Genomic DNA, 6,078 nt, shown 5'->3' on the forward strand with positions numbered 1-6,078 from the left:
CCGACAGTGCCGGGACCGCCTGGGTCTCGAACTCCCGCACGATCGGTCTCCCGTGCCCGACCCCGGAAGGGCCTGTGGATCTGGACGGGACGCTGACCCGGATCGGGGCGCGCGGCGAACTGCTGACCCCGACGCCGCTGTCCGGTGGTGGCCTGCGCATCCCGTGGGGCATCGCCGTCGACGGCAACGACAACGTGTGGGTCGCGAACTTCGGCGGGCAGGCGGTGTCGCAGTTCTGCGGTGTGCGGGTCGTGGCGTGCCGTCCGGGCACGACCACCGGCGCGCCCATTTCGCCGGACGGAACCGGCTACGGGTTCGACGGACTGACCCGCAATACCGCCGTCGCGATCGATCAGGCGGGCAACGTGTGGGTGACCAACAACTGGAAGCAGATCCCGATCCAGACGAATCCGGGTGGCTACGAGATGGTGGCGTTCGTCGGCGCCGCAGCCCCCGTGATCCCCTGACCCGTGCGTGGTTTCGGTAGCGGCCGCTACCGAAACCACGCACGAGGGTGGGGCTACCGGGGCAACACCACCGCTTCCCCGAGAACGTGCAGGCTCACGTGCGCGCCGATGTCGGGAGCGATGACACTGGTCTGACGCACCGCGAGCACGCCGTGCGGGGCCTCCGAGGCGTAGCGGGACCGGATGTCCGGTGTCGGTGTCAACCGGATCTGCAGCATCGAATCGTGGCCCAGGAACTCGCGTTCCAGCACGACCGCGTTGGCGCTGCCGTTCGCGGGGGTCGCCACGATCTGCTCGGGACGCAGCAGGACCCGAACCTCGCCCCCGGGCGCGTCCGCAGGCACCGGCACCGCGCCGAGCGGGCAGTCCGCGATGCCCGCCGTGCTGATCCGGCCGGGCAGGATCACCACGTCCCCGAGGAAGTTCGCGGTGAACAGGTCCGTCGGCCGGGTGTACACGTCCTGCGGTGCCCCCACCTGGGTGAGCCGTCCCTGCTTCATCACCGCGACCTGATCGGCGAACGACAGCGCCTCCTCCTGATCGTGGGTGACCAGGACCGTCGTCACCCCGGTCTCGCGGAGCAACTTCGCGACCGACCGGCGCATGCCGGCGCGCAGCGAGGCGTCGAGCGCGGTGAACGGTTCGTCGAGCAACATCAGCTTCGGCCGTCGGGCCAGTGCGCGGGCCAGAGCCACACGTTGCTGCTGCCCGCCGGACAGTTCGTCGGGCCGCCGGTCCGCGAAATCGGGGTCCAGCGACACGATTTCCATCAGTTCCCGCACCCGATCCCGCGAACGGCGCTCGCGCCACGGCAAACCGAACAGGATGTTGCGTCCCACGGTCAGGTGGGGGAACAACGCGCCGTCCTGCGCGACGTATCCGATGTCGCGCCGGTGCGCGGGCACGAACCGGGTGCCGTCGACCACGACCGTCCCGCCGACGCGGACGCTGCCGCCGCCGGGATGTTCGAATCCGGCGATGATTCGCAGCAGGGTCGTCTTTCCGCATCCGGACGATCCGACGACGGCCGTGGTGCTTCCCGCTGCGACGGTGAGGTCCACGCCGTGCAGCACTTCGACCGCGCCGAACGACTTGCGTACCGCGTCGACGACGAGACCGCTCATATCCCTGCAGCTTTCTGTGATTGCCGGAACAACAGATAGGTGACCGGCAGCGACACGATCACCATGATCGCCGCGTAGGGCGCGGCCCCTGCATAGTCGAGTTCGCTGCTCGCCGACCAGAACCGGGTCGCGAGCGTCGCGGTCCCGGTGGGGGAGAGCATCAGCGTCGCGGTCAGTTCGGTGGAGACCGCGATGAACACCAGTGCCATCCCCGCAGCGACCGCGGGGGCGGTGAGCCGGAGGGTGACCCGCCGGAACGCGGAGACGGGACGGACACCGAGGGACCGGGCGGCTTCCTCGAGCTCGACGGGTGCCTGGGCCAGCCCGGCGCGCACGTTCACCAGTGCCCGGGGCACGAACATCAGCACGTAGGCGACGATCACCATCGTCGTCGTCTGATACAGCCCGGGCAGATACGTCAGGCCGACGGTGATCAGGGCGAGCGCCACCACGATCCCGGGCAGCGAGCTCGTGACGTAGTTGCAGCCTTCCGCGACCTTCGCGAACCGGCCGGGGAACCGCACCGCGATCCATGCGACCGGGAAGGCCAGCACCGTCGTCGCGACCGCGGCCACCACCCCGTAGCCGAGCGTCTGCAGCAGGGCGCGCTGCAACTCGGCGCCGTCCCACACCGTGGCGCCGCCGCGTACCAGCCACCGCACGATCACGTACAGCGGCACACCGATCGCGGCGGCGAGCAGCGCGGTGAGACACGCGAGGGCAGGGAACTGTGTCCACCCAGCGGCGTGGGGGTCGCGGTGCGGCCGGTGCCGGAGCCGAGTCGCGCGTACCGCGCCCGTCCCCGCGCGAGCGCTTCGAGCACCAGCACCGCCAGGCAACACAGCACCAGCACCCCGGCGAGCATCGTGCCGGCCGTGCCGTCGAACGTCGCCTGGAACTGTTCGTAGATCGCGGTGGTGAAGGTGTCGAACCGGATCATCGAGAACGCACCGAACTCGGCGAGCAGATGCAGCGCCACCAACAGCGACCCGCCGAGAATCGCGAGCCGCAGCTGCGGCAGCACCACCCGGACGAAGACCGCCCACGGTCCACAGCCCAATGCCCGCGCCGACTCCTCGATCTCGGCGTCGAGGCGGCGCAGCGTGGCGAGCACCGGGAGGTATACGAGCGGGAAGTACGCCAGCGTGGTGATCAGGACACCGGCGAACAGCCCGTGCAGCGACGGAACGACGGTGACCCACGCATAGCTGTCGACGAACGCGGGGATCGCCAGCGGCGCCACGAGGATGGGCGCCCACCAGCGGGCACCCACGAGGGTCGTGCGGGCAACCAACCAGGCGGCGGCGACCCCGATCACGGCGCACAGCGGCACGGTGATCAGCACCAGGAGGCCGGTGTCGACGAGCAGCTCGCCGACACGGGGCCGGAAGACGAGGGTCCGGATGCTGTCCCACCCGGATTCGACGACACCGGTGACGACGAATCCGAGCGGGATCAGCGAGGCCACGACCATCAGTGCCGCGGGGATTGCCACGGCGAGGGGTGGACGTGATCGGGTGGTGCCGCCCGCCGGGATCCGGACGAGCGTGGATGTGACGGTCATGCGGAGCGGCTCAGATCAGGCCGGCATCGGTCATCATCTGCGTGACCTTCGCACTGTCGAGCGTCGACGGGTCGACCGGGGGCGCCTGAAGTTCGACGAGCGGCACGAGCGCGGGGTTGGCGGCGACGTCGCTGCCCACCGGGTATTCGAACGAGGTCCCGGTCTGCAGGATCTCCTGCCCCTTCTTCCCGGTGATGAACTTCAGGAACGCCTGCGCCTGCTGCTGATGTGTGCTCGCGGCGAGCACGCCGCCGCCGGACACGCTGACGAATGCGCCCGGGTCCTCGTTGCGGAAGTAGTGGAGCTGGGTGTTGCTGCTGTTCTCCCCGCCCTTGGCCTGGTCGCCGAACCAGTAGTAGTGGTAGATGACGCCGCCGTCGATCTCTCCGGCATTCACGGCCTTGAGTACCGCGGTGTTGCCCTTGTAGGGCACGGAGCCGGCCTTCATGGCGTCGAGCCACGCGCGCGTCGCGTCCTCCCCGCGCAGCTCGAGCAGCGCGGCGACGATGGCCTGGAAGTCGGCACCCGACGGCGACGCCGCCCACCGGCCCTTCCACTCGGGGTTCTGCAGATCGAGCAGGGACTTCGGCAGTCGGTCGGGGGTGAGGGCCTCGGTGTTGTAGACGAACACCGTCGAGCGAGCGGCGATGCCGGTCCACTTGCCGGTGGACGGGCGGTACTGCTCGGGAACCTGGGCGAGCGTGTCGGGGGCGACGTCGGCGAACAGGCCGGCGTTCTCGACGGCGGCCATGGCCGGCGAGTTCTCGGTGAGGAACACATCCGCCGGGGAGCGGTCGCCCTCGGCGATCAACTGGTTGGCCATCTCGGTGTCGCCGCCGTTGCGGAGATTGACGGTGATGCCGGTTTCCGCGGTGAATTCGTCCACCCATTCCTGGGTGAGCGATTCGTGCTGCGCGTTGTAGACCGTGATCGCGTTCGCGTCTTCGGAATTTCCGCCGGACGTGTCGTTGCTGCATGCCGACAACGTCAGCAGTGCAGCAACGCCCAGCGCCCCGGCTGCCAGGGCGCTGCGGGTCCATCGGTGTCGCGACGGTGTAGTTCTCATGTGTTCCTCCGTGTCGAGCGCAGTTCGATCGCACCGGCGATCGAGTCGAATGCTACGCGCCGACCAAGGTAAGACTCACCGAAGTATCCTCGTCAACGACCGTGCCCTTCAGGTGAATTGGGCGTTTCGCCCGATTTTCACCGATCGTGACGGACCACTCCGGCGCCGGGACGCCACACGTCGACGTGCAACTTCTCGTCGACGGTGACGAGCACGGCCTCGTCGAGGTCGAGCTCGAACAGGTGCATCGGGCCCTCCGGCACCTCCGACGGATACGCCGCGAGGATCGCGTCCTTCGTGGCGCCGTGCAGTTCGCGCGCCCGCCCCGCGACCTTCGCGTCGCCTCCCACCATGTCGTGGTGGCCGGGATTGGAATGCAGGGCGTACCGACCGTCCCGCTGCAGGTCGCGGGCCTTCACCGCGCCGTACATCGATCCGATCACGAGCCGGCCGTCGACGATCTCGACCTCGGTGCCGCTGACACGCGGGGAGCCGTCGCGGCGCAGTGTGGCCAGCACGTGGTGCTTGTGGGCGGCCCAGCGCGCGGCGATCGCGTCCGCGAGATCCGGTGCTTCGGTACGGAACTGTTCCCAAGTTGCCATGCGACCACTGTGCACCCACATCACTGACATCTTGTGTCAGGGATTTCGTCTAGTGTCGATCTTGTGCGATCGGCCCGCCTACTGGAGATGATGCTGCGCCTGCAGGGCAGTCCCGGCGTCACCGCCCAGCATCTCGCGGACGAACTGGGCGTCTCGGTCCGTACCGTGTATCGCGACGTCGGCGCGCTGTCCGCCGCGGGGGTGCCGGTGTGGACCCAGAGCGGGCCCGGCGGTGGCATCCGGCTGCTCGACGGCTGGCAGTCGCGGCTCAGCGGGCTGACCCGGCCCGAGAGCGCCGCCCTGATGCTGCTGGGTGTGCCGGCGCTCGCCGCCGAGCTCGGTGTCGAGGTCGATGCCGCCCGAACGAAACTCCTCGGGTCGATGCCCCTGCCGTTGCGCACCGCCGCGCAGGTCCGGCGCGACCGCGTGCACGTCGACGCACCCGGCTGGTTCACCGAACCGGGTGGGAACGAGCATCTTCCGATCGTCGCGACCGCCGTTCTCGAGGGCCGACGACTGCGCATCCGCTACCGCCGGGGCGGCGCCGAGGTGACCCGCACCCTCGATCCTCTCGGCCTGGTCGCCAAGGCCGGCATCTGGTATCTCGTCGCCGCGCATTCCCGCCGCATCGTCAGCTATCGGGTCGGTCGCATCACCGCAGCCGATGCTCTCGAGGAACCGGCCCGCAGGCCCGACGATTTCGACCTGGCTGCGTGGTGGACCACATCGACCCTCGAATTCGACCGCGAGATGAGAACTTTCGCGTGCAGCGTCCGGCTGTCGCCGACGTCCTGGCACCGGCTCCCGAAGATCGTGGGAGCAGGTGCCGCGGACGTCGAACCGGGCGAACCCGATGCCGAAGGCTGGGTGCGCGTCGATCTGATGCTCGAGGGGGAGGACGTCGCCGTCGACCAGTTCCTCGCCCTCGGCGGCGGCGTCGAGGTGCTCGCCCCGTCCTCGTTGAGGGCGGCGCTGCGTGCGGCGGGGGAGCGCCTCGCGCGGCTCAACCACCCATGATGCGACGCAACTGCCGGCCCTGGGCGACGAGTTCGCCGGTGGGCCTGCGCAGTTCGGTGTCGTCGACGCACAGATCCGCGCTCGCCCACGTCGTGTGCTGGCGCAGGTGGAACCAGTCGCCGTCCGGATCGTGGGCGGCAGGCGCCAGGTGGGCCGTGAACTCGGCGGTGGGGATCGGTACCGGCGCCGTCCGCGTCGCGAACAGGCCCGGGGGCAGCGCGTCGAGCAGCACCGCGGC

The 6,078-nt window shown here is 69.6% G+C and carries 4 protein-coding genes and 3 pseudogenes; 2 read left to right on the plus strand and 5 right to left on the minus strand.

Features of this window, described 5'->3' with window-relative positions; translation table 11 throughout:
* Nucleotides 1–467: pseudogene (locus I0Q12_RS33580) on the plus strand (hypothetical protein); the annotation flags it as partial.
* 53 nt (nt 468–520) lie between these two features.
* Here the strand turns inward: I0Q12_RS33580 and I0Q12_RS22630 are convergent.
* The 4 genes and pseudogenes from I0Q12_RS22630 to I0Q12_RS22645 all read right to left on the minus strand — a co-directional run bounded on the left by I0Q12_RS22630 (nt 521) and on the right by I0Q12_RS22645 (nt 4,823).
* Nucleotides 521–1,591, minus strand: coding sequence for an ABC transporter ATP-binding protein (locus I0Q12_RS22630; RefSeq protein WP_197254920.1), 1,071 nt, complete (start codon nt 1,589–1,591; stop codon nt 521–523).
* A pseudogene (locus I0Q12_RS22635) lies at nt 1,588–3,155 on the minus strand (ABC transporter permease). Before I0Q12_RS22635 ends, I0Q12_RS22630 begins: the two are co-directional and overlap by 4 nt.
* Nucleotides 3,156–3,165: 10 nt before the next feature.
* A complete protein-coding gene (locus tag I0Q12_RS22640; RefSeq protein WP_197254922.1) occupies nt 3,166–4,221 on the minus strand; it encodes an iron ABC transporter substrate-binding protein in 1,056 nt (351 codons plus the stop codon).
* 137 nt (nt 4,222–4,358) lie between these two features.
* Nucleotides 4,359–4,823 (minus strand): pyridoxamine 5'-phosphate oxidase family protein, encoded by a 465-nt coding sequence (locus tag I0Q12_RS22645; RefSeq protein WP_197254923.1) that lies wholly within the window; start codon nt 4,821–4,823, stop codon nt 4,359–4,361.
* 63 nt (nt 4,824–4,886) lie between these two features.
* Here I0Q12_RS22645 and I0Q12_RS22650 point away from each other — a divergent pair, with 63 nt between their 5' ends.
* A complete protein-coding gene (locus tag I0Q12_RS22650; RefSeq protein WP_197254925.1) occupies nt 4,887–5,840 on the plus strand; it encodes a YafY family protein in 954 nt (317 codons plus the stop codon).
* On the opposite strand, the pseudogene I0Q12_RS22655 reads toward I0Q12_RS22650, so the two are convergent.
* Nucleotides 5,827–6,078 (minus strand): annotated as a pseudogene (locus I0Q12_RS22655) (thioesterase family protein); the annotation flags it as partial. The gene I0Q12_RS22650 and the pseudogene I0Q12_RS22655 sit on opposite strands and share 14 nt — an antisense overlap.

The organism is Rhodococcus sp. CX (assembly GCF_015865005.1).
Lineage (GTDB): Bacteria > Actinomycetota > Actinomycetes > Mycobacteriales > Mycobacteriaceae > Rhodococcus.